Here is a 23,467-nt window from a genome sequence, read left to right on the forward strand (position 1 = left end):
GGCAGGGTCAATTGGCAATGAATTTTCCGTTGAAGGCCACCTCGGCAAGCGGCATGCGCTGGCTTGGCACTTCGCGTGCCTGGTTGCGTTCTGATAGAACGCTTTTCTCGCCAAGGCGGCCGATGGCTATGCCGGCCTCGACGCGATAGCCTTCCGGGATAGCGAAGGTTTGCCTGATCTCATCGTGTTTGATTCCGCCCATGCCGTGGGCGTAGAAGCCTGAAAAGCGTGCCTGCATGGCGAGATGCCCCCACGCGGCCCCGGCGTCGAACGAATGGGTATAGCGCGGTTTGTTCTCCGAGAAATCGCCGCTGAAACTGCGTGAGATAACGAAGATCAATGCAGAAGCATTCTTTGCCCATTCCTGGTTCGATTCGACGAGCAGGCCAAGATGCTTCTCGAAATGTACCGTGCCCTTAAGAGCGTAGATGAAGCGCCAGGGCTGCTGATTGCTGGAAGATGGCGCCCAATGCGCTGCGTCCAGGATCGTCAGCAATTGCTCTTCGGTTATGATTTCGCCGGTGAAAGCACGTGGCGACCAGCGATCGAGAAACATCGCATCGATAGGGTATTCGGATGTGCGGCTATTGGCTTCGGTCATCGTGTTTCCGGATATTGGTTGAGCGCGCTGGAGCGAATGATATTGCCCGCCCACGAGAGCTTTGCAAGCAAACCCATTGCCGCAGATGCTTCTCATTTCATTCAACCGGCGCCAATTCAGTTCCGGCGAAATTTTTAACAATGCGTACCGCTTCAGCAAAAAGCCGTAATGACACGCTTAGTCGACTGGTTCATAGGTGATGGAGTCCGTTTTCGATGAGGAGGAGATTTTTATGAAGTTGATGCGCGTTGGCGAACCGGGCCGTGAAAAACCGGCGCTACTCGATTCCGATGGCAAGATCCGCGATCTTTCGGCGCATGTTTCCGACGTCGGTGGTGAAGCGATTTCGCCGGCAGGTCTTGCAAAGATCGCAGCGCTCGACACGAAGAGCCTCCCGGAATTGACTCCGGGCCGTATTGGCGCCTGTGTTGCGGGCACCGGGAAATTCATCTGTATTGGCCTAAATTTCTCTGATCACGCTGCCGAAACTGGCGCAACGGTTCCGCCGGAACCGATCATTTTCATGAAGGCCACCTCCGCGATCGTCGGCCCCAACGACAACGTCGTCATCCCGCGAGGCTCGGAAAAGACCGATTGGGAGGTTGAACTCGGCGTTGTCATCGGAAAGACAGCAAAATATGTCACCGAAGCCGAAGCGCTGGACTACGTTGCCGGCTATTGCGTCTCCAATGATGTCTCGGAGCGCGCATTCCAGACGGAACGCTCCGGCCAGTGGACTAAGGGCAAATCCTGCGACACCTTCGGCCCGATCGGCCCCTGGCTCGTTACAAAGGATGAGATCGCCGATCCGCAGAATCTCGGCATGTGGCTGAAGGTCAACGACGAGACGATGCAGAGCGGGTCGTCGAGGACGATGGTCTACGGGGTCGCTTATCTGGTCTCTTATCTCAGCCAATTCATGTCGCTGCATCCGGGCGATGTGATTTCCACCGGTACGCCGCCGGGCGTCGGCATGGGTTTGAAGCCGCCGCGTTACCTCAAGGCTGGCGATGTCGTCGAACTTGGAATCGAAGGCCTCGGCACGCAGAAGCAGACCTTTGTCGCGGATCGCTGAAACTGTCCGATCTTTAACAATTGTGAGTGTATCATATGCCGGGAATCACATTTCCGGCATTTCTTTTTGCGATGCGGATGCCTATGTTGCTATGCAGCAAAAGCCTGTTACTCTCAATTGAAGTGCCCGCAAACGATGGAAAGAAGTGGATGGCTTGCCTGACGGCGCTGTCCTTTCCGCAAAAGAAAGGTGGCGCAAATCATGTTTTATCAGCTCTATGAATTGAACCATGCTGCGATGGCGCCGTTCCGCGCTGCCGCCGATGCGATGCGGCTTGTTTATGCCAACCCGCTCAATCCATTTTCGCAAACGCCGTACGGCCGCGCGATAGCCGCAAGTCTCGAAATGTTCGAGCGGACGACGCGCCGCTACGGCAAGCCGGCGTTCGGACTGAAGGAAACAGTCGTCGGCGACAGGAAGGTCGCAGTGCGCGAAGAGATCGTCTGGTCGCGCGCCTTTTGCAATCTTCTGCATTTTGCGCGCAACACGCCGTCCGGTCACCGCGATCCCCGAATATTAATCGTTGCGCCGATGTCCGGTCACTATGCAACGCTGCTTCGCGGTACAGTCGAAGCGCTGCTTCCGAGCGCCGATATCTTTATTACCGATTGGATCGATGCCCGCATGGTGCCGATGACGGAAGGCACTTTCGATTTCGACGACTATGTCGATTACGTCATCGAGATGCTGCATTTCCTCGGCCCTGATACGCATGTCGTTGCGGTATGCCAGCCCTCCGTGCCCGTTCTGGCGGCGGCTGCGGTGATGGAAGAGGCAAATGATCCGCTATCGCCGTCTTCGATGACACTGATGGGCGGGCCGATCGATACACGCATCAATCCGACAGCGGTCAATAAACTCGCAGAGGAAAGGCCGCTCGAGTGGTTTGCCGAAAACGCAATCATGAATGTGCCGTGGCCGCAGCCTGGCTTCATGCGCCCGGTCTATCCGGGCTTCCTGCAGCTCTCCGGCTTCATGTCGATGAACCTCGACCGCCACGTCATCGCTCACAAGGAGTTCTTCATGCATCTCGTGAAGAATGACGGCGAGCCCGAAAAGCACCGCGATTTCTATGACGAATATCTTGCCGTGATGGACCTGACCGCGGAATTCTACCTGCAGACGGTCGATCAGGTTTTCATGAAGCACTCTCTGCCGAAGGGAGAGTTGATCCATCGTGGCAAGCGCGTCGATCCGGCCGCAATCCGCAATGTTGCGCTCCTGACCGTGGAGGGCGAGAACGACGACATTTCCGGTGTGGGCCAGACGAAGGCGGCGCAGACGATCTGCATCAACATCCCGGACGACATGCGCATGCACTACCTTCAACCGGACGTCGGCCACTACGGCGTCTTCAACGGATCACGCTTCCGTAGCGAGATCGCGCCGCGTATCGTCAACTTCGTCCGCGAACACTCTCGCTCAGGAAAGCCGGCCGTAAAGCGCGTCATCAGGGGCGGCAAATCCGCCTGAGTTAGAGGATGCTGATTTAATGCTGCTCGTTCAAGGCCTTGTCCGATTTCGCGGGCAATCGTCTTGAAGGGCTGGCTGGCGGTTACCACATCGATTTTCAGCGTTCGGTATTCCGCCGGGCGCAGAAAGCGAGGATAACGCACGATGAACCAGTCAGCATTGCTTCGCCCGGATTGGACTCCGGCCACCGTTGCGTTGATGGTGCTCGGCTTCGTGGTCTTCTGGCCTCTGGGCCTGGCCATGCTTGCCTATATCATCTTCGGCGACCGCCTTCGTGGTTTCAAGCGCGATGCGAATAACGCGACCGACGGCTTCTTTGCCGGCTGCCGCCGTTCGCATGGCCGCTACCGCCCGCATTTTTCGACCGGCAACGTCGCCTTTGACGATTGGCGGAAGGCCGAGCTTGACCGTATTGAGGAAGAGCGTCGTAAGCTCGATGAAATGCGTGAGGAATTCGATACCTATATGCGCGAGCTTCGCCGCGCGAAGGATCAGGAAGAGTTCGACCGTTTCATGCGCGACCGCAAGAATTCAAAGCGCAATGACAACGGACCCGCTGCCGAATATCAGACGCCTTAACGGTGTCAGTAGATGATCAGCAAACCGGCATCAACGATGCCGGTTTTTCTTTTTCTATGCCGGATTAGCTGCGAATCGTATAGAAAAAGCACTTATGTTTCCGCTCCTTTCCAAACCGAGACGTACCGTTGCGCGAAAACCTGCTCCGCCCGAAACGCGGACGCTGGACGTTGCAGGCAGGCTGATGCCGCTCACGATCAAGCATCATGATCGCGCAACCCGCATTACGCTGCGTATCGAGCCCGGCGGCAGGGCGCTGAAAATGACGGTACCGAAGGGCCTTGCGCAGCGCGAGGTCAATGCCTTCCTCGATCGTCATCAGGGATGGCTGCTGACGAAACTGGCAAAGTTCTCCATCGACAGCGCGCTTTGTGACGGCCGTGAAATTCTGCTCCGGGGCGTCAAGCACCGGATCGAACACACGGGCAGTCTGCGCGGCCTGACCGAGGCGGTCATGGTCGATGGCCGGCATATGCTCAGGGTCAGTGGCCTACCGGAACATCTTGGCCGCCGGATCGCAACCTTTCTGAAGAAGGAGGCGCGGGCCGACCTCGAGCGGCTCGCCCGCTTCCACGCCCATTCGATCCAAGCGCCGGTCAAATCGATCTCCATCAAAGACACCCGCAGCCGCTGGGGCTCATGCTCGTCGGAAGGAAACTTGAGTTTTTCCTGGCGCATCGTCATGGCGCCGGCCTCAGTGATCGATTATCTGGCGGCCCACGAAGTCGCGCACCTCAAGGAAATGAATCACGGCCCGCGTTTCTGGGCGCTCTGCGAAAAGCTCTGCCCACATATGGAAGAGGCGAAATCCTGGCTGAAGCGCTACGGAAGCCAGCTTCACGCAATTGACTTTGATTGAGCGCATAGCCGCGGTAAATTAAAGCCTCAGTCGCAAATTGGCTCGACTCTTTTGCCTTTTCGTGTCACTCCGCTGCCATGAAACCCGATATCAAAATCTGCGGCCTGAAGAGCGCTGAAGCGATCGATCGCGCGGTGAATCGCGGCGCGAGCCATATCGGTTTTATCTTCTTCGAGAAGAGCCCGCGTTATATCGAGCCGGATCTTGCCGGAAAGCTTGCCGATCCTGTCCGCGGCAAAGCGAAGATCGTCGCCGTCACAGTTGATCCGACCAATGACGAACTCGATGAAATCGTCGCGCTTTTGAAGCCGGACATGATCCAGCTTCACGGTAATGAGAGCCCGGAACGCGTCTTGACGATAAAAGCCGTCTACGGTCTGCCAATCATGAAGGCATTCTCCATTCGCAGCGCCGATGATCTGAAGCCGGTTGAGGCTTATATTGGGATTGCTGACCGGTTTCTGTTCGACGCCAAACCGCCGAAAGGATCCGAACTACCCGGCGGCAACGGGGTTTCCTTCGATTGGAGTCTGCTCGGCTGGCTTGACGACGGCGTGGATTACATGCTTTCCGGTGGGCTGAACAAGGACAACATTGCCGAAGCGCTGGCGATCACCAAAGCGCCGGGTATCGACGGCTCCTCCGGCGTCGAAAGCGCGCCCGGCGTGAAGAGCGTTGCCATGATCGATGATTTTTTCGATGCGGTCGAGAGGGCTTGCGAGCCTGAAACGGCCTCAAGGAGTTGAGAGTGAACCAGACGCTAAAACCCAATTCCTTCCGTTCCGGCCCCGATGAGGACGGCCGTTTCGGCATTTATGGCGGCCGTTTCGTCGCCGAAACGCTCATGCCGCTGATCCTCGATCTGCAGGACGAATGGAACAAGGCAAAGGACGATCCGGAATTCCAGGCGGAATTGAAACATCTTGGCAGCCACTACATCGGCCGCCCGAGCCCGCTTTATTTCGCTGAGCGCCTGACAGCCGAGCTTGGCGGTGCGAAGATCTATTTCAAGCGCGAAGAGCTGAACCATACGGGTTCGCATAAGATCAACAATTGCATCGGCCAGATCCTGCTTGCCAAGCGCATGGGCAAGACCCGCATCATTGCCGAGACCGGCGCTGGCCAGCATGGCGTTGCCTCTGCAACGGTCGCCGCCCGCTTTGGCCTTCCCTGCGTAGTCTACATGGGTGCGACCGACGTCGAGCGTCAGGCGCCGAACGTTTTCCGCATGAAGCTCCTCGGCGCTGAAGTGAAGCCGGTAACGGCAGGTCACGGCACGCTGAAGGATGCGATGAACGAGGCCCTTCGCGACTGGGTCACCAATGTAGATGACACCTATTATTTGATCGGCACCGCAGCCGGCCCGCACCCCTATCCGGAAATGGTTCGCGATTTCCAGGCGGTCATCGGCACGGAAGCCAAGCTGCAGATGCTGGAAGCCGAAGGACGGCTGCCCGATCTCATCATCGCGGCGGTTGGCGGCGGTTCGAATGCAATCGGCATCTTCCATCCGTTCCTGGATGACGCAGGCGTCAAGATTGTCGGCGTTGAAGCCGGCGGCAAGGGTCTGCAAGGCGATGAACATTGCGCCTCGATCACAGCCGGCTCGCCGGGTGTCCTTCACGGCAATCGCACGTACCTGCTCCAGGATGGAGACGGCCAAATCAAGGAAGGCCACTCGATCTCGGCCGGTCTCGATTATCCCGGCATCGGCCCCGAGCATTCCTATCTGAACGACATCGGCCGCGTCGAATACGTGCCGATCATGGACCACGAAGCGCTCGATGCTTTCCAGACGCTGACGCGCCTGGAGGGCATCATTCCGGCGCTTGAGCCGTCGCATGCGCTGGCCGAAGTCATCAAGCGTGCGCCGAAGATGGGCAAGGACGAGATCATCCTGATGAACCTCTCCGGCCGCGGCGACAAGGATATCTTCACCGTCGGCAAGATTTTGGGAATGGGTGTGTAAAAAGCATGACCGCACGTATGGATAAACGCTTTGCCGATCTGAAGGCTGAAGGCCGTCCGGCGCTCGTGACCTATTTCATGGGTGGTGACCCGGACTACGAAACCTCGCTCGGCATCATGAAAGTGCTGCCGGAAGCCGGCGCCGATATCATCGAACTCGGCATGCCGTTCTCCGACCCAATGGCCGATGGCCCGGCAATCCAGATGGCTGGCCAGCGCGCGCTGAAGGGCGGACAGACGCTCAGGAAAACGCTGCAGCTGGCCGCCGATTTCCGCAAAAGTGACAGTACGACGCCGATCGTTATGATGGGTTACTACAATCCTATCTACATCTACGGCGTTGAGAAATTTCTTGACGATGCGATTGCTGCCGGCATCGATGGCCTGATCGTCGTCGATCTTCCGCCGGAAATGGACGACGAGCTCTGCATTCCGGCAATCCGGAAAGGCATCAACTTCATCCGTCTGGCCACTCCGACGACCGACGAGAAGCGTCTTCCGACGGTTTTGAAGAACACATCCGGTTTCGTCTATTACGTCTCTATGAACGGCATCACCGGTTCTGCTCTACCGGATCCTTCGCTGGTTTCCGGGGCCGTGAAACGCATCAAGCAGCACACCAATCTGCCCGTCTGCGTCGGCTTCGGTGTCAAGACGGCCGATCATGCCAAGGTCATCGGCAGCTCGGCCGATGGTGTCGTCGTCGGTACGGCCATTGTCAATCAGGTGGCGACAAGCCTGACTAGGGATGGGAAGGCTACAGCGGACACAGTCCAGGCCGTGGCCACCCTCGTTCGCGGTCTTTCATCCGGGGCACGTTCGGCGCGCCTTGTTGCTGCCGAATAGTGTCCCCACATTGGCTGTAGTCAATCAGGAGTTTTCGACTTGAACTGGATCACCAACTACGTTCGCCCGCGCATCAATTCCATGCTGGGCCGTCGCGAAGTGCCGGAGAACCTCTGGATCAAGTGCCCGGAAACGGGCGAGATGGTCTTCCACAAGGATTTGGAAGACAACAAGTGGGTCATTCCGGCTTCGGGCTATCACATGAAGATGCCTGCAAAGGCACGCCTTGCCGACCTCTTCGATAAGGGCGAATATGAGTCGCTGCCGCAGCCGAAGGTCGCGCAGGATCCGTTGAAGTTCCGCGATTCCAAGAAATACACGGATCGCCTGAAGGATAGTCGTCTCAAGACCGAACAGGAAGACACGATCCTCGCTGGCGTTGGCAAGGTCCGTGGACTGAAGCTCGTCGCCGTCGTGCACGAGTTCAATTTCATGGGCGGTTCGCTCGGCCTCGCTGCCGGTGAGGCGATCGTCAGAGCCTTCGAGCGCGCGATTTCCGAAAAGTGCCCGCTGGTGATGTTCCCGGCCTCCGGTGGCGCGCGAATGCAGGAAGGCATCCTTTCGCTGATGCAGTTGCCGCGCACCACCGTGGCAGTCGACATGCTGAAGGAAGCAGGCCAGCCCTACATTGTCGTTCTCACTAACCCGACGACGGGCGGCGTTACCGCCTCCTACGCCATGCTGGGCGATCTTCATCTGGCCGAGCCGGGTGCCGAGATCTGCTTCGCCGGTAAGCGCGTCATCGAGCAGACGATCCGCGAGAAGCTGCCGGAAGGTTTCCAAACCTCGGAATATCTGCTCGAGCACGGCATGGTCGACATGGTCATCAAACGGCACGATATTCCCGAAACGCTTGCGCGTGTGCTGAGCATCCTAACCAGGAAGCCTGCTAACTCGGTTGCGACGAATGGCGGCGCGATTGCAATCGCAGCGAGCGCTTGATTAAAACCTGCTTGGGCGGGGTGCTGAATGATACCCAGAGGCCAGACCGCAGTGAGTGAAGCAGCGCAGGAGATCGACAAGCTGATGGGACTGCATCCCAAGGGCTTCGATCTTTCGCTCGATCGCGTTACTCGCCTTCTCGAAGTTCTCGGCAACCCGCAGAACCGGCTGCCGTGTGTCATCCATGTCGCCGGAACGAATGGCAAGGGTTCAGTTACTGCCTTTTGCCGCGCGCTGCTGGAAGCCGGCGGCTACGCCGTTCACGTCCATACCTCGCCGCATCTGGTCAACTGGCATGAGCGTTATCGAATCGGTATCGAGAACGGTCGCGGCCAGCTGGTTGACGACGCGGTTTTCGCAGACGCGCTCCGGCGCGTCGCAGAAGCCAATGCCGGGCAGAAAATTACGGTTTTCGAAATCCTGACGGCCGTCACTTTCCTGCTCTTTTCCGAGCACCCAGCCGATGCGGCAATCATTGAGGTCGGCCTCGGTGGCCGGTTCGACGCCACAAACGTCATCTCCGATCCGGCTGTTTCGGTCATCATGCCGATCTCGCTCGACCACCAGCCCTATCTTGGTGACCGCGTCGAACTGATCGCGGCCGAAAAGGCCGGCATCATGAAGGCCGGCCATGCCGTGGTGATCGGCCATCAGGAATATGACGCGGTCCTGGATGTGCTGATGGCGACTGCCGAGCGCTTGCATTGCCCGACTGCCGTCTTCGGCCAAGATTACGTGGCGCATGAGGAGTACGGCCGCCTCGTCTATCAGGACGAATTCGGTCTTGCCGACCTGCCATTGCCGCGGCTTCCGGGCCGCCATCAATATGCCAACGCAGCGGCCGCAATCCGCGCTGTCAAGGCAGCGGGTTTCGTCGTCACTGAAGCGATGATGGAAAAGGCTATGAATTCCGTCGAATGGCCTGGCCGCCTCCAGCGGCTGACCGAAGGCAACCTGATCGCACACGCTCCGCCCGGTGCCGAGATATGGGTCGATGGGGGCCACAATCCCGGCGCCGGCGAAGTCATCGCGGAAGCGATGGCAAATTTCGAAGAGAAGCAGCCGCGTCCGCTCTACCTCATAACCGGCATGATCAATACCAAGGAGCCGATCGGCTATTTCAAGGCCTTCGTAGGCCTTGCGGAAAAGGTCTTCTGCGTGCCGATCCGCGGCAGCGACGCGATGATCGATCCCGTGGTTCTGTCAAATTCTGCCTATGATGCAGGCCTTGTCGCCGAGCCGATGTCCACAGTCGGTGAAGCGTTGGACGTGATCAAGGAAACCCTTGATCCGCAGGTTCCGCCGCCGCGAATCCTGATCGGCGGCTCTCTCTATCTCGTCGGCGATGTCCTTGCTGACAATGGAACGCCCCCCAAATGAAATAGCCCGGTCGAAGCCGGGCTATTTCATTCAGTATGCAATCAAAAATTAAGCTGCATTCGAAATCCAGCTCGAAAGAGCGGTCTTCGGAGCAGCGCCAACCTTGATATCGGCAACTTCACCAGCCTTGAAGATGGCAAGCGTCGGAATCGAGCGGACGCCGAACTGAGCTGCCAGTTCCGGGTTTTCATCAATATTGAGCTTGGCGACCTTAACCTTGCCGGCAAGTTCGATCGCAATTTCCTCGAGACTCGGAGCGATCATCTTGCACGGACCGCACCACTCAGCCCAAAAATCAACGACGACGGGTTCTGCAGATTCCAGAACTTCCGACTGGAAGTTGTTGATATCGACTTTCACGGTAGCCATAGGCTGCTCCTTTAGCGGAATTTACTGTTGATCCACATGTGATGGTGCGGTGCCAAATTTTCAATGTCCGGTATTTCACTTTGTTTTGAGTCCTGCAAGCGCCATTTCGAGCGCGCTCGCGGTCAGGGTATGAACGGTAGCGTTGTCGGTATAAACCAGCATGCAATCGATGCGCTTGCCGGGATAAAGCGGTGCCAGGATTTCGCGGTAGATCGCAAGCTGCGCTTGATGCGCGAAGGGAATATCCTTTGCCGTGGCGGGCGGCACGCGGTTGGTCTTGTAATCGATGATGACCACGCGGTCGTCAAACACGGCCAGCCGGTCGACACGGCCGGAAACGGCATAGTGGCGCCCCTCCAGGGCCAGCGTGCCCATAATCGAGACCTCCGGCTGCGCATGCGTTGCAAAAATGGGCTGAAGACTCTGATCTGCCAGTAGCCGCAGAACCGAATCAACCAGCCCTTGCCGTTCGGCTTCCGGCCAGAAACGTGCAGCACGGGCCGCGTACCGCGCTGCGGCGTCCGCTCTCTCGACTGGAGCGATGTCCGGTAGAGTCTGCAGCATGCGATGGATCAGGCGCCCTTTTTCCAACGATCGGTCCGAGCGTGTTTTTTCCGCAAAGAGCGGCGAACTGATCAACAGGTTATCCGCCTCCTCATCGATGATCGTTCCGGCGCCGGATGGGCTGAGAGGTCTCGGCAGTTGCCTTTGCGGCGGGAGCGGTTTGAGAATGCTGGAGGGCAAGGTTTCCCGTTCGTCCTTGTCTTCTGGTCTCTCGGAGCGCTCGAACGTGCGGCCTACTTGCGGCACGCGCCATTTCACGCCCTGCCATTCGCCATCTAGTCCTTCGAAAGTTGCGGGCATAACGTGCGGGTGGCTGTCCGCCATCGCCGATGAAATCATCATGTGCCAGGTATCGGTGTTTGCCCTGACACCGCGATAGCCGCAGACAATCAATCGGTCGGCGGCACGCGTCATCGCCACATAGAGCAGCCGCCGGTATTCCTCCTCCGCCAATTTCTGAAGCCGTGCCGTATCGGTTTGCGTCATCGAATTGGTAAGGTCGCTGACCGGGACCCAGACCGGTATCAGAGGGGCGTCTGCGTTTGTTTCGAGCAGACGCAGTTTTGGCATGTGCGTATGCGTGAAAGCCTTCGAGCCGCCGTCGACAAGGAAAACGATCGGTGCTTCCAACCCCTTGGAAGCATGTACGGTCATAATCCGCACCTCGTTGCGGCCCTTGTCCTGCTCGCGCTTCACTTCGGGCGCTTCGAGCTCCAGTGTCGAGATGAAGGATTGCAGGCCAGGGAGTCCCGAGCTTTCGTGATCGAGCGCGAATGTCAGGAACTCGTCCAGAATATCGCTGACCTCGGTGCCAAGACGCGCGAGAAACTGCCGCCGGCCGCCGTGAACGCCAAGCAGACGCGAGTAAAAGTCGTGGACGGACAGGTTTCGTGATTGATGAAGAAGTAGCGCGAGCTTTTCAGCCGCGGCCGCATATCGCTCGTTACCGTCTGCTGCAAATTTCTGCAGATGAGTCCAGACGCTTTCATACTCGCCGCGCAGTGCAGCGAGTGCGAAGATATCGTCTTCCGACAGGTCGAACAGCGGGCTCTTGAGCACGGCCGCCAATGAAAGATCATCCTGCGGCAATAGGAGGAAACGGCCAAGCGCCAGCAAGTCTTGGACGGCGATATGGCTGGTGAGCTTGAGGCGGTCGGCACCCGCGACCGGAATATTGTTGCGCCGCTTCAGCGCGCGGGTCAGAGCGTTGACAAAGGCATCACGCTTGCGGACCAGCACAAGGATGTCGCCAGCCTGGATAAGGCGTTCCTTGCCTTTCTCGACGATCGTCTCGTGTCCGACAAGCCGCTCGATCGTGTGGGCCATACGCCGGGCAAGGATCGCGGCCGGGGCGCTTTCGGGCGTCGCGTCGAATGGCGCCGTCCAGTCTTCGTCCTTAACGGTGGTTTCGGGGGCAATCGTCTCCCAGAGATCGACGGCACCCGGGTGACCGATGCGGCTAGAGCGGTGAACGACCGGCTCTTCGACGGCGCTAAGGCCTCGCGCGTTTTCGGGTGATGCAAAGATGTGGTCGACCGCAGCAAGAACGTCGGATGTCGAGCGAAAGGAAAGGGGCAAACGCACGGACGAAAACATTTGACCGCCTGCCGAAACCCGCCTCCTTGTGTGCTCGCTCTCCTCGGAGAAACGCTCCGGGCGCGCGCCCTGGAAGGAATAGATCGATTGCTTCTCGTCCCCGACGGCAAACAGCGTCCGCGCGACGGCCCGTGCACTTTCGCCGGAAAAGAAATCTTCCGCCAGCGACTGGATCACGCTCCATTGGATCGGGCTCGTATCCTGCGCCTCATCGACCAGGATATGATCGATACCCTGGTCGAGCTTATAGTGAATCCAAGGCCCGACACCGCTCTTCATCAGCAGATCCGCGGTTCGGGTGATGAGATCTTCGAAATCCAGCTGACTGCGATGTTTTTTTAGATCCTCGTAATCCTGGTTCAGCCGGTCGGCGAGGATAAGCGCTGCATGCGTGGCATTGAACATGCGCATGATCTTGAGGCGGTCGCGGCAGGCGACGATATGCGCGCGCGCTTCGGAAATCGCATCTGCAAGCTCAGGTGCATCGGAGAGCATGGCTTTGACGGTGAATTGCGAATCCGACTTAGGTTCGCCCTTCGCCGTCAGGAATATCTTTTCCAGCAATTCGGCGCACTTCGCCGCGTTCCGCTCATTGGAAGCCTGCCGCAAGCCGTAGGTGACTTCCTGTGCCTTCGCACCGCCCTTCTGGGCTGCCAGTGTCAGGTAAAGGTCGAGCGTCAGGCCGAAAAGACCCGGCAGCGGCCAGTATTGCGAGATGATCTGGGTCTCCGTCTCGTCGGCCGAAAGTTGCAGTTCCCTGCGCAGCGTGGCCGCAATCCCGCCTCGGTGTTCAGCCGTTGAAATGAAGCGGCGAATGGCGTTACGGTTGGCGACGATCTCGCCAAGCAGTGTCTCCAATCCGGTCTCGTCACCGAGATTGAGAACATAGGAAAAGGCATCAGCAAGTGTGGGATCCTGCTCGGGTGTCGTCGCGGTCAACAGGGAGCGGCGCGCATCGGCGAGCAATGTGGCCGCGGCGCGATCGTCGAGAACCGAAAAGTGTCCGGCGACATTGGCCTCCAGCGGAAACTGATGCAGCAAGGCCTCGCAAAAGGCATGGATGGTTTGGATTTTCAGTCCGCCCGGCGTTTCCAACGCCTTGGCAAAAAGCCGTCTCGCTTCGGCAAGCTTGAGCTGATCCGGTATCGCGCCTTCAATCTGTGTTATCCGGCTTTTCAGTTCCTCGTCTGGCAGCACCGCCCACTCGGCCAAACGTGCGAAGACACGGTTCGACATTTCAGATGCGGCTGCCTTGGTATAAGTGAGGCAGAGGATGGCAGAGGGCCGCGCGCCGGCAAGTAGGAGCCGGATGACACGCTGCGTCAGCACATGCGTCTTTCCAGAACCAGCATTGGCTGAAACCCAGGCTGACCGCGACGGGTCGGAGGCAATCGACTGCTGGATCGTCGTCCAACTGATCCACGTGCGCGGATCGTCGCCCTCTGGAAGTGCGGTCGGATCATTCATCACCGCTCCCCTCTTCATTTTCGGCCGTCGACCACTCGGAGACGCGAGCCAGGTGATCGTAATCGCCGCCGAAATCGAACTGCTGCGCCGGAATTAACCGTGACGTGAAGCCACGCTCGCCGGACTGCAGCAGAGACACGAATTTGACCAATTGATCGATCGATTCCTCTGCCAGGTCGCGGGCCGATTTTGCCTTGTCGCTGCGCGTCGAAGTCTCGTTGTTGACCACGTCAGTGCGGAAACGGCTGCCGGGCCGGAGGCGCACATAGATGAGATCCTGCGGCACCAGGCTTCCGATGTCGCGAAACGCACCGGCACTGAGCGCCGCAGCCTCGAGCGCCAGCTGTGGGTCGAGTAGCGCGCGCGCCTGCGCGGGCGTTGGATTGAAGCCGGTTTTGTAGTCGATGATGTCGGCGGCGTTGGGACCGGTCGCATCGATGCGGTCAGCCACGCCGGTCAACCGGATGCTGATGGGTTCGAGCTCCACGCTGCCGCGCACTTCCGTATAGGTCTTGCGGATCGCCGGCCGCCGCTCCGCTTCCCATTCGAGAAATGCGCGCGCCACCTCCCGGAAACGCGGACGCCAGACCGCGTCGATGTGCGGCGGCAGGCGCTCCACATCGAAGAGTTCCGTCAGAATGGTTTCCATCGCGTCTGCGGCTTCCGGCATACCGGCAGCATGACCTTCACGGACAAAGCGGTCGATGATTGCGTGATAAAGTGTCCCGCGCTCTGCAGCACCCGGATCGCGGTTGAAGGGATCGACCGGATCGAGCCGCAGGATGCGGCGTGCATAGATTGAATAGGGGTCGCGCCGCAAGCGGCCGGCCTCGCTGAAGGAATAGGATTTCGGCTGCAATTCGAGCGGTGGCGTGGGCGAGGGGCGCTGCGCAGGCACTTGGCTCCTGCCCTCGTCCAGCAGGCTTACCCAATGCACGAAGCGGTCGCCGCGTGCTTTCAGTTCCCTTTCGAAAGTCTCGCCACCCAGCGCCAGCAGCCGCTGAAGCCAGCGCGAAGCGACCGTCGGCGTCGAGCCTTGCCGCAGCGAGCGCGAAAAGATCAGATGCCGTGTTCCGCTCGCCATTTCGAAGTCATGGGCGAGTTGGCCGATGCGTCGCTCCGGCGGCTCGAGGCCGATTTCCGTCTTCATTGCGCGCGAGATGAAAGGATTGTTTGCCGTCTGACCGGGCCAGGAGCCTTCATTCAGTCCCCCTAGGATCAGCGTGTCGACGCTTTGCAGCCGCGCCTCCAATGTGCCGAATATGAAGACCCTCGGATGGCTGAGCGCGCGCGGTTTGACCGCCTGGCCTGCCGAAAGAGCCGCCATGATATCGATCCATTGCGGTCCATCGGCTTCGATCTGGCCCTCCGTCTCGATCACTTCTCTCAGCAGGCTTGCAAGTGAATCACCCGCTTCACCAGCCCAGAGATTGGCGAGGGTGCCGCGTTCATCGACTGCTACAGCTTCGAGCGCACGTCCGGTCCGCTCTGCCCAATCGGAAAGGGTGAAGCTGGTCGTCAGTCCACTGCCATCCGGTCGGTGCCGGACGAGCGCGGATGCCAGTGGTTCGGTCGCATTCGACACCCGCCGGGCAAGATTGCGCGCTTGCTCCACCGCTTCCGGCGGAAGCGACCTCCGCCAGTTCGGCGCGTGTCTATCCCGTGCCTGCTCTGAAAGTTGATGATCGAGTAAGGGTTCCAGCGCGGTGATATCAACTTCGGCAACGCCACCACGCAAGGCGAGTAGTTCCAGTGCCTCGATGGCTTGTGTGAGCGCGCCGCGTTCGAGGCCGAAGCGGGCCAGTGGATGTTTGAGCAAGGCCACGATTAAGACCGGATCGCCGGGCCGGAGTGTTGCTTCGAGAAGCAGTTGCAAAAGCGTGCCCTGCAGCATAGCAGCAAGTGGCGTGCCGGCCGAGTCGTCGGCCAAGATGCCGAAACGGGAGAGCTCTGCCATCACGCGTCGGGCGAGATTGCGGTCGGGCGTGATAAGCGCTGCCTGGCTGTCGCCGTTTCGTCCCGGCTGCTCCAATGCCAGCCGTAAGGCTATGGCGATCGCGGTCGCTTCCTCGCGTTCGTTTGCGGTTTCGATCAGCGAGACATCGGCAAAGGCTGCCGCCAATGCATCATTCGGGAGCTCCTTCTTCCATTCGCCCCAATTGCTCGTCGCTTCCGCGGGCACAAGGGCGCGGGAAAGAATTTCTGCGCGGCGATGCAGATCTTGTTCCGCCTCCTCGATTACAACGACGTCGCCGCGCGTGAGTTTCAACCGTTTGAGGAGGGATGAAAGGCCATATTGCGGGTGACTTCGGCTCGCGGGGTTGGTCCGCTCGTCAGCGGTGATCTCTGGCGCAACCATCTGCCAATGCGCATCCGGCATGGATAGATCGAGACCTGGCAGCACGATCACGCCTTCAGGAAGATTGGCGACGGCAGCGATGAGGTCGGCCGTCGCCGGCATCGAGCCAGTGGACCCGGCAATAATAATTGGTCCGGCGGGTTTGGCAGCTGTGAGCCGATTGGCCTCCGCGCGTAGGATGGCATTGCGATGCCGTGCCGGTGATGATTTTCCGAGCTCGGCAAGCCGTTCCGGCCAGAAAGCGCTGGCAATCTGCAGAAATTCGGCCGTCAACTGCCACCACAGAGCGTGATCTTCGGCATCGAGCTTCGAGAGCTCCGACCACTCGCGATCCTCGGTCTCGATGGAATCGATCAATTCGGCAAGATTGCGTGCGAGCCAGATCGCGTCTGCCGGGCTCGCCGGCGCAGCCAAGGGCGAGTCAGCGTGGACACGCCGAACGATGTCTGGCAGCCTGTTGCGCCACGCGAGGATGAGGCGAGCAAGTTCCAGTAGGCGCGCCGTGTTCGAAAGCGGCTGCGCGAGATCGAGTGTCGCAGGTAGCGCCTCCTCGAAATAGCCGCTGTCGTCATCCGTCTCGCCGAGCGGCCGGATAACCGGCAAGATTGCCGAACGGCCACCAAGGAGATCGACGAATTCCGAACGCAGCACGCGGGCAGCGCGTCGCGTTGGCAGGTAAATCGTCACCTTGGAGAGCGAAAGCGGATCATCTGGATCGTGCCGGAAGAGCGGCGCGAGACGGCCGTCGCAGAGCGCCGCGGCAAGCGTCTTCAGGAAAGGCAGACCTGTTGGGATCGTTAGAACGCGGGGCTGGTGCCGTTCGGCCATCCGTCACACAAACGTCCGGAAGCGCCGGATCGTTTCCTCCGCTTCGCCGATCGCCTCCGGCGTCCCGACCGTCAGCCAATGGCCTTCGAGCATCGTACCGAAAAGCCGTCCGCGCTCGATCGCTTTATCGAAGTAGATATTGATATTGAACGGTTCATCGGCGGGCGCGTCGTCCAACAACGATGTGTCCATGACGATCGCGCCGGCATAGACGACGGGATTCGGACCCTCTTCATGATAGCGGGTAAGCCTGCCATCTGGGGCAAGGTTGAAGTCATTCTTGCCGTTGTGGCCGGTCGTATCCGCGAGCTTGACGCAGAGCATCGCCATGTCCATCCGGCTCGCATCGAAGAATCCGGCTAAATGTCGAAGATTGCTCGGCCTGTCAGGGCGCTCGCCGATCCAGAAAAGATCGGCATTGGTGACGAAAACCGTGCCACGATCAAGCAGCTTGAGGCCCTTTGCCAGGCCGCCGCCATTGTTCATCAGCCGGTCGCGTTCGTCGGAAATAATGATTTCGAGCGCTTCGTAGGAATTCAGATGTGCGAGCATCTGGTCGGCAAAATGGTGGACGTTAACAACCGCCCTCTCGACGCCTGCCTCGGCCAGCGAGTCCAATGCATAGTCGATCATCGGCTTGCCGTCGATTTTCACCAGCGGCTTCGGGATCGTATCGGTGATAGGGCGCATGCGGGTGCCAAGGCCGGCAGCCAGCACCATGGCTTGTTTGATGGTCATCTGATCCGGGACTATGATTCGCTCTAACCTATTCCAGCCCTTGCGCACCAATCGCGCAAGGGGGCGAGCGCTTCGTGTTCAAACGCCACCTTGAGATAGGAGAGCGTGCGGGGCATGTGTTTCGTATAGCCGGGCTTTCCGTCGCGCTGTAACAGCCGCACCCAGAGACCGGCAAGCTTGCAGTTGCGCTGGGCCGACATGATCGCCCAGCTTTTCAGGAAGCCGGCTTCCTCAAAGTTGCCCTGTGCACGACGAAGAGCCAAATAGTCGTCCATGAGCTGCTTGAACAGGGCAGGCTCGATGGTGACGCGCGCATCCTGCACGATAGACGCAAGGTCATAGGCGGTCGGGCCAATCATGGCGTCCTGAAAATCGATGAGACCGACCTTCTGAATGCCTTGCTGTCCTTCGCGCCAGATGATGTTTGGCGAATGAAAATCGCGGAGCAACAGATTTTTTTCCGCCGATGCGAGATCATCGATAAGCGCATCCCAGATCGCCAGATACTCCTGACGCTCGGGATCGCTGGCAGCCGTACCGCGCTGCCAGGGGAGATACCAGTCGAGAGCAAGGCGCACTTCCATCTTCATCGCGGTGCGGTCGAAATCGGGAATGTGATGGATGCGGGTTTCGGTGACGCGGATATCGCGTGGAATTTTCATCCCGTGCAGTTGTGCCAGACAGGCGACACTTTGTCGGTAGCGCTGGGCAATGGGCTTGCCGTCCGCGTCGAGTACCCCATCGCTGCCGAGATCTTCGATCAGCAAAATACCCTGATCATAGTCGACCTCGTAGATTTCGGGCGTTGCAAAGCCCCTTTTGCGTAGCACATTGGCAATTGCAACAAAAGGATAGGCATTCTCGGCGATGTGGGCAACCTTCGGATAAGGCTTTCCATCGAGTACTGTCGGTCCCTCGGGAAGCGGCGGCCAGTCCATCAGGATCTTGCGACCGTCCTGATCCGGATAGATGGCTTCATAGGCACGCAGCGACGCATCACCCGTCAGGAAGCGGCGCTTGGCGGTTGGGTGCCCGGCTTTCGTGAGAAAAGCGCGGATTGCGAGAGCCCGGCGGATTCTCTGCATCTGCCCGGGCGGTGCGGCGATCGTTGCGCGCCGGCCACTGCCTTCGTGTTCCAGTTTCATCGCGATGCGATCGGCGGGGAGTTCGCCTTCTGCCATTTCCGGCCATTCGACAAGGCAGATGCCGCTTTGAATGGCTTCGTCGAAGCCGAGCTCCTCCAGTTCCGCACCGTCAGCGAGGCGGTAGAGATCGAAATGCGAAACTGGGATCCGCAAATCGTAGGATTGAACAAGCGTGAACGTCGGGCTCGGTACCTCAAGCCGTTCGTCGTCCGCTATCGCGCGCAGAAGCGCGCGAGCAAGGGACGATTTTCCTGCGCCGAGATCTCCGGAAAGTGCTAGGCAATCGCCGGCTTTCAGCGCGAGCGCCAGATCTTCTCCGAAGCGGATTGTTGCCGCCTCGTCCTTCAGAAAAAGGGAGATTGCGCTGTTTTCCGTGATCATTCTGCCGCTGCGATGGAATGCGGCAGGCTGACTGAGGGAATCCGGCAAATAACCTTCGTACCCCTGCCTGGTTGGCTGTCGATCGCCACCTTGCCATTATGCAGGCTAACGAAGCTGTCGACGATCGAAAGGCCGAGGCCTGCACCACCACGCTTGCCGCTCTTTTCGCCCGTAGCAAAGCGGTCGAAAACCGTTGCGATCATCTCCTGCGGAATACCCGGGCCGCGGTCACGGACCGAGAAGACGAAATCCGTGCCCTCGCGATGGCATTCGAGAGAGATTGCAGCACCATCCGGCGAAAAATTCGCAGCATTGGCGAGCAACTTCAGCAGGATTTGCTTCAGACGCTGAGGATCGGCGACGATCGAGCCAAGGTAGGCAGGCGCCGTGATCTCCAGCGTTACACCGCTTTCCTGCAACCGATCAGCGATCTGCATGGAGACATCATCGAGAAGATCGTTGAGATCGATCTCCGAATAATTGAGCCGCATGATGCCGGCATCGACGGTCGCAAGATCGAGAATATCGTTGACCAACGTCAGCAAAACGGATGAGGACGTCGAAATGTGGTCGATATATTCGGCTTGGCGGTCGTTCAGTGGTCCGACACCTGGCGTGCGCAGCAGATCGGCAAAGCCGATGATATTGGTCAGCGGCGAACGCAGCTCATAGGAGACATGTTGGACGAAATCGTTCTTCAGTTCGTCGGCCTTGCGCAGTGCTTCGTTCTTTTCCGTCAACGCACGTTCGGCGCGGACGCTGTCCGTCATGTTGACGAAGGTCAGCATTGTCTGCGCATTCGGCAGCGGGATGATGGCGTAGTCCAGCACAAGGCCGGAAAGCAATTCCAGTGTTCCCTGGCTGGAGCGGCGCTCGTCATCGAAGCTGGTAATCAACTCTGCAAAGGTCTTCCAGCCGTCCGGCCGGTCATAGGATGGCAAGCACGCTTCGCCGATCGCGCGAATATGCGTTCCCGGCTTGGCTTCGGCTTCTGTAATGCCCCAGAGCATACGGAAGGCCGGGTTCGAAAGGCGCATACGGCCGTCAGGTCCGAAAACGGCAACGCCTTCGGAGAGATGGTCAATCGTTTCACCCTGAACCTTGACCAGCGTGTTGTATCGCGTTTCGAGTGCGACCTGTTCGGTCAAATTCTCGAAGACCCACGTCGCGCCGCCTTGTGGATGCGCGGTCGCAAAGACCCGCAGCGTCTGCCCATTCGGTAAATGCCAGAGGTCCGTTTGCGTATCGAGCGCCCGATAGACGGAAAGCGCGGCCTCCTTCCAGCTTTTCCAGTTGAGCTGATCGGAAAGCTTCTTTGCGGCGCGCAAACGCTCCAGCAGTTCGGCATTGTCAGGTTTGCTTTCGAGGAAAGCGATGTCGAGTTCCCAGAGTGCGACGAAGGCCTGGTTATAGAATTGCAGACGGCGGTCGCCATTGAAGATCGCAACGGGCGTCGCGAGGTGGTCCAGCGTTTCGGCATGGCTTTTCAGCGTGCGTTCAAGCTCTGCGCGAAGCGATTCGGCATCCGAAACGTCGATAGCGATGCCCGCTGAACCGCTCGGCAGCTTTACGTCCACGACGTCGAAGAAGGTGCGATTGCCACGAACGACAGTCGAAATCCTGTCGTGGAAAGGTGATTCCGGCGTGGCGGCAGCACGGATGCGTTCGCGGGCGATCGTTGTCAGGAACTCCCGTCCTTCGTTGATCGCGTGCTGCGGCGACTTCGCCTCGACCGCATCGCCATAGGCCTGATTGACCCAGGCGAGGCGTCCTTCGGAGTCGCGCTGCCAGGCAGGCAGGTCGATCGCGTCGAGCAGGTTCTGGAAGGCCGAGATCGAGGACATCAGCCGGTCGCGCTCGATCTTCAATTCGGCAAGCTCGGCGCGAAGATTGTTGAGTGCCACGAAGCGTACGAAAGCGCGGCCACCGGAAACCCGGCCTTGCGCCTCGAGAATTTCTTCGCGATTGGTTTCGACGACCATATCGAAGCTTTGTGCGGCACTACGCAGACGATCGATCGCCCTTTCGAGCTCCGACGCAGAACGAGGTTTCAGCCACAGGCCGAACGCCAGGAATTCGCTGTCTTGCGGCGCACCGGTCTCGGCTGGAAGCTGGCCGAGCAGCTCTGGCCGCTCGTGGCCGTCCCAGACAACGATGCGGCGATTCTTGTCGGCGATCAGCGCCTGGTATTGCGAAATACGCTGATGCGCATCGGAAAGAGCAGAGCGGATTTCGCGGCTTTCGTTTTCAAGATTGCCGCGCTGGCGCACGAGCCAGAGCGTCGAAAGCAAGGCTGCGGAAATGACGCCGATCACGACGGAAAAACCGACGACCTGCGACGATGTGAAAAGATGCGCGGATGCCATTGCTTCGGATTCGACTTGAGCCAGAACTGGTCGCGCCAAAGCTGCGATAGCCGTCCCGCCTGCGCAAATTCTTGCGAGCCGCGCCAGTGATCCCGAGCTTACCTTCACGGTTGTTCTGGCCGCCGCACAAGTATGTTTTTCACCTGCCTCGACTGAACGGACATCAGGCCAAACGCCCTCGTCCGCCTGTCCCGGCAGGTTGTGATTCACTTTCGACATCAGCGGTATGTCTCCGTCCTTCAATGTGCCGCATTACGACAAGACATCCCATTTTCGGGCAAACCGGATAACTCCGCGCCACGAATCGAGTTCTAAAACAATACTTCGGAAGGGAATCGGCGGAAAGGTGTGTTCCAAAAAATAAGGATGCCGCATATGTCAATGCGGCATCCCCAAGATGTTGTGGATATTGTTGCTCAGATTAATATCTGTAGTGGTCAGACTTGAAAGGACCCTTCGGCGAAACGCCGATATAGGCGGCCTGTTCTTCAGAAAGCTGCGTCAGCTTCACGCCAAGCTTGTCGAGGTGCAAGCGCGCAACCTTCTCGTCGAGGTGCTTAGGCAGGATGTAGACCTGGTTGGAATATTGATCCGGCTTGGTGAAGAGTTCGATCTGAGCCAGGGTCTGGTTGGTGAAGGAAGCCGACATGACGAAGGACGGATGGCCTGTCGCGTTGCCGAGGTTGAGCAGGCGGCCTTCGGAGAGAAGGATAATGCGATTGCCCTTCGGGAACTCGATCAGATCGACCTGTGGCTTTACATTCGTCCACTTGAGGTTGCGGAGCGAAGCAACTTCGATTTCGTTGTCGAAGTGGCCGATATTGCCGACGATCGCCATATCCTTCATCTGACGCATATGGTCGATGCGGATGACGTCCTTGTTGCCAGTCGTGGTGACGAAGATATCAGCCGACGAGACGACGTCCTCGAGCAGCACGACTTCATAACCGTCCATGGCGGCCTGCAGCGCGCAGATCGGATCGGCTTCCGTGACCTTGACGCGGGCACCGGCGCCGGAAAGTGACGCCGCCGAACCCTTGCCGACGTCGCCATATCCGCAGACGACGGCAACCTTGCCGGCCATCATCACGTCAGTGGCGCGACGGATGCCATCGACCAGCGATTCCTTGCAACCGTACTTGTTGTCGAATTTCGACTTGGTGACCGAGTCGTTGACGTTGATCGCCGGGAAGGGCAACAGGCCCTTCTGGCTAAGCTGGTAGAGGCGGTTGACGCCAGTGGTGGTTTCTTCGGTGACACCCTTGATCGCATCACGCTGTTTCGTGAACCAGCCTGGTGAAGCGGCAAGCCGCTTCTTGATCTGTGCAAAGAGGATTTCTTCTTCTTCGGAATGCGGGTGCGAGAGCACGTCTTCGCCAGCTTCAGCACGCGCGCCGAGCAGGATGTACATGGTAGCGTCGCCACCATCGTCGAGGATCATGTTGGAGAGACCGCCATCGCCCCACTGGAAGATCTTGTCGGTGTAGACCCAGTAGTCCTCGAGCGATTCGCCCTTGACGGCAAAGACCGGAACGCCGGAAGCCGCGATTGCGGCAGCGGCATGGTCCTGCGTCGAGAAGATGTTGCACGAGGCCCAGCGGACTTGGGCGCCGAGCGCCACCAGCGTTTCGATCAGAACAGCCGTCTGGATCGTCATGTGCAGCGAGCCCGTGATACGCGCGCCCTTCAGCGGTTGCGACGGGCCGAATTCGGCGCGGCAGGACATGAGGCCCGGCATTTCGGTTTCGGCGATCGTAATTTCCTTGCGGCCGAAATCCGCCAGACCGATATCGGCGACGACATAATCTTTTTCAGTGCTCATCGAGGTCTCCAGCTGAAAAGCGTCTCATAGTCAAAGCGCGCAGTGATGGCGCAATAGCTCGAGCGCGTGCATGACGCACGGCCGTGCTCGCCGTGTAGCAGGCTTCATA

17 protein-coding genes are annotated in these 23,467 nt (G+C 58.9%); 9 read left to right on the forward strand and 8 right to left on the reverse strand.

What is annotated here, in order from left to right; genetic code table 11:
• Positions 1–7: 7 nt before the first annotated feature.
• Positions 8–601: a nitroreductase family protein gene (locus tag BN1800_RS11245; RefSeq protein ID WP_086997454.1), complete on the reverse strand. Its 594-nt coding sequence runs from the start codon at positions 599–601 to the stop codon at positions 8–10.
• A 232-nt stretch (positions 602–833) separates the two neighbouring features.
• Between BN1800_RS11245 and BN1800_RS11250 the strand changes: the two genes are divergently transcribed.
• From BN1800_RS11250 to BN1800_RS11290, 9 genes are all read left to right on the forward strand, one after another.
• A complete protein-coding gene (locus BN1800_RS11250) occupies positions 834–1,676 on the forward strand; it encodes a fumarylacetoacetate hydrolase family protein (protein WP_027512279.1) in 843 nt (280 codons plus the stop codon).
• Positions 1,677–1,877: 201 nt separating this feature from the next.
• On the forward strand, positions 1,878–3,149 hold the full coding sequence (locus BN1800_RS11255; protein ID WP_027512280.1) for a polyhydroxyalkanoate depolymerase: 1,272 nt from the start codon (positions 1,878–1,880) through the stop codon (positions 3,147–3,149).
• Positions 3,150–3,293: 144 nt separating this feature from the next.
• Complete coding sequence (locus tag BN1800_RS11260; RefSeq protein ID WP_086997457.1) at positions 3,294–3,728, forward strand: DUF2852 domain-containing protein; 435 nt, start codon at positions 3,294–3,296, stop codon at positions 3,726–3,728.
• A gap of 94 nt (positions 3,729–3,822) precedes the next feature.
• A complete protein-coding gene (locus BN1800_RS11265) occupies positions 3,823–4,587 on the forward strand; it encodes a M48 family metallopeptidase (protein ID WP_027512282.1) in 765 nt (254 codons plus the stop codon).
• Positions 4,588–4,664: 77 nt separating this feature from the next.
• Complete coding sequence (locus tag BN1800_RS11270) at positions 4,665–5,333, forward strand: phosphoribosylanthranilate isomerase (protein WP_027512283.1); 669 nt, start codon at positions 4,665–4,667, stop codon at positions 5,331–5,333.
• A gap of 2 nt (positions 5,334–5,335) precedes the next feature.
• Positions 5,336–6,556: a tryptophan synthase subunit beta gene (trpB, locus tag BN1800_RS11275; RefSeq protein WP_086997460.1), complete on the forward strand. Its 1,221-nt coding sequence runs from the start codon at positions 5,336–5,338 to the stop codon at positions 6,554–6,556.
• 5 nt (positions 6,557–6,561) lie between these two features.
• The gene (trpA, locus tag BN1800_RS11280) at positions 6,562–7,401 is read left to right on the forward strand and encodes a tryptophan synthase subunit alpha (RefSeq protein WP_027512285.1); all 840 of its coding nucleotides are present in this window, start codon (positions 6,562–6,564) and stop codon (positions 7,399–7,401) included.
• 39 nt (positions 7,402–7,440) lie between these two features.
• On the forward strand, positions 7,441–8,343 hold the full coding sequence (accD, locus tag BN1800_RS11285) for an acetyl-CoA carboxylase, carboxyltransferase subunit beta (RefSeq protein ID WP_027512286.1): 903 nt from the start codon (positions 7,441–7,443) through the stop codon (positions 8,341–8,343).
• A gap of 27 nt (positions 8,344–8,370) precedes the next feature.
• Positions 8,371–9,723, forward strand: a complete 1,353-nt coding sequence (locus tag BN1800_RS11290) for a bifunctional folylpolyglutamate synthase/dihydrofolate synthase (RefSeq protein WP_086997463.1) — start codon at positions 8,371–8,373, stop codon at positions 9,721–9,723.
• A gap of 48 nt (positions 9,724–9,771) precedes the next feature.
• Here the strand turns inward: BN1800_RS11290 and trxA are convergent, their stop codons facing one another.
• From trxA to ahcY, 7 genes are all read right to left on the reverse strand, one after another.
• Positions 9,772–10,092 carry a thioredoxin gene (gene trxA, locus BN1800_RS11295; protein WP_086997466.1) on the reverse strand — a complete coding sequence of 107 codons (321 nt, stop codon included), beginning with the start codon at positions 10,090–10,092 and terminating at the stop codon, positions 9,772–9,774.
• A 75-nt stretch (positions 10,093–10,167) separates the two neighbouring features.
• The gene (gene addA / locus BN1800_RS11300; RefSeq protein ID WP_086997469.1) at positions 10,168–13,719 is read right to left on the reverse strand and encodes a double-strand break repair helicase AddA; all 3,552 of its coding nucleotides are present in this window, start codon (positions 13,717–13,719) and stop codon (positions 10,168–10,170) included.
• Entirely contained in the window at positions 13,712–16,906 is a 3,195-nt protein-coding gene (addB, locus tag BN1800_RS11305; protein ID WP_086997472.1) for a double-strand break repair protein AddB, read from the reverse strand. The genes addA and addB overlap by 8 nt, the downstream gene beginning before the upstream one ends.
• 3 nt (positions 16,907–16,909) lie before the next feature.
• Positions 16,910–17,644: a nucleotidyltransferase family protein gene (locus BN1800_RS11310; protein ID WP_086997475.1), complete on the reverse strand. Its 735-nt coding sequence runs from the start codon at positions 17,642–17,644 to the stop codon at positions 16,910–16,912.
• Between the two features lie 23 nt (positions 17,645–17,667).
• Positions 17,668–19,170 (reverse strand): tRNA (adenosine(37)-N6)-threonylcarbamoyltransferase complex ATPase subunit type 1 TsaE, encoded by a 1,503-nt coding sequence (tsaE, locus tag BN1800_RS11315; RefSeq protein WP_425298989.1) that lies wholly within the window; start codon positions 19,168–19,170, stop codon positions 17,668–17,670.
• On the reverse strand, positions 19,167–21,755 hold the full coding sequence (locus tag BN1800_RS11320; RefSeq protein ID WP_086997478.1) for a PAS domain-containing sensor histidine kinase: 2,589 nt from the start codon (positions 21,753–21,755) through the stop codon (positions 19,167–19,169). The genes tsaE and BN1800_RS11320 overlap by 4 nt, the downstream gene beginning before the upstream one ends.
• Positions 21,756–21,957: 202 nt before the next feature.
• Positions 21,958–23,358: an adenosylhomocysteinase gene (ahcY, locus tag BN1800_RS11325; RefSeq protein WP_086997481.1), complete on the reverse strand. Its 1,401-nt coding sequence runs from the start codon at positions 23,356–23,358 to the stop codon at positions 21,958–21,960.
• Between the last annotated feature and the right edge of the window lie 109 nt (positions 23,359–23,467).

The sequence above is a fragment of the Rhizobium sullae genome, from assembly GCF_900169785.1.
Lineage (GTDB): Bacteria > Pseudomonadota > Alphaproteobacteria > Rhizobiales > Rhizobiaceae > Rhizobium > Rhizobium sullae.